At 61.5% G+C, this 882-nt stretch carries 1 protein-coding gene; it reads right to left on the bottom strand.

What is annotated here, in order from left to right; translation table 11 throughout:
* On the bottom strand, window positions 1-882 hold an 882-nt coding region (locus tag FSV73_RS25425; protein WP_145013137.1), incomplete at its 5' end, for an IS481 family transposase.

The raw sequence follows: 882 nt of genomic DNA, 5'->3' as shown, positions 1-882 counted from the left end.
CTAGCTGTGTAAACCCAGTACGTTGTTCAGTGGCAACGGAGCCCGACTGATGGGCGGTTTGTAGTTGAGGCTGGAATGCGGCCTGTGCCAATTGTAGTGATGCAGCCACGCAGGTAGGTGCCGGGCTCGCTGCTCGGAGCTGTCGTAGCAGCGAGCATAGGCCCACTCACGCAGGCTCGTCTGGATGAAGCGCTCGGCTTTGCCGTTCGTACGCGGCGTATAGGGTTTGGTACGGATGTGTTTCAATCCGAGCCGGGCACACAAGCGCCGAAACGAATGAGAGCGGTAGCAGGCACCGTTGTCTGTCATGACTCGCTCAAAGCGGATACCCAGCCCGCGGTAGTAGCGCACCGCCTGCAACAGGGCTCGACAGGCGCTACTACCGCGCTCGTCCGGGTGCAGGCTGGTGAAGGCCAGCCGGGACGCATCATCGATGGCCACATGGGCGAACTCCCAGCCGGCGCCATCGCAGGCCTGCTGGCGATCCCCCGTCACTCGGTGACCAGGCCTCCAGAATCGGCCAAGCTTCTTGATATCCAGATGTAGCAGGTCGCCGGCCTTGGGATATTCGTAGCGCACCACCACAGGAGCGGGTTCCAGCTCGGCCAAACGATGAAAGCCTGCCTGTTTGAGACGCCGTGCAACGGTACTGACGGCCACGCCGAGTAGTTGGGCGATCTGTCGATAGGTATGGCGAGAGCGGCGTAGCTGGATCAACTGTGCGACCAGGTCGCTTGAGGTCTCATGCGAGCAGGAATGCGGACGTGATGAACGATCCATCAGACCGGACTCGCCCTCCTCACGAAAGCGCCTGAACCATTTGTAGGCCGTACGGACACTGACTCCCGCCGCTTGTGCTGCATCCTCGGCACGCAGCCCAGT

This window comes from Pseudomonas oryzihabitans, assembly GCF_007665395.1.
GTDB classification, from domain to species: Bacteria; Pseudomonadota; Gammaproteobacteria; order Pseudomonadales; family Pseudomonadaceae; genus Chryseomonas; species Chryseomonas psychrotolerans_C.
This window is presented reverse-complemented; position numbering and strand designations above follow the sequence as displayed.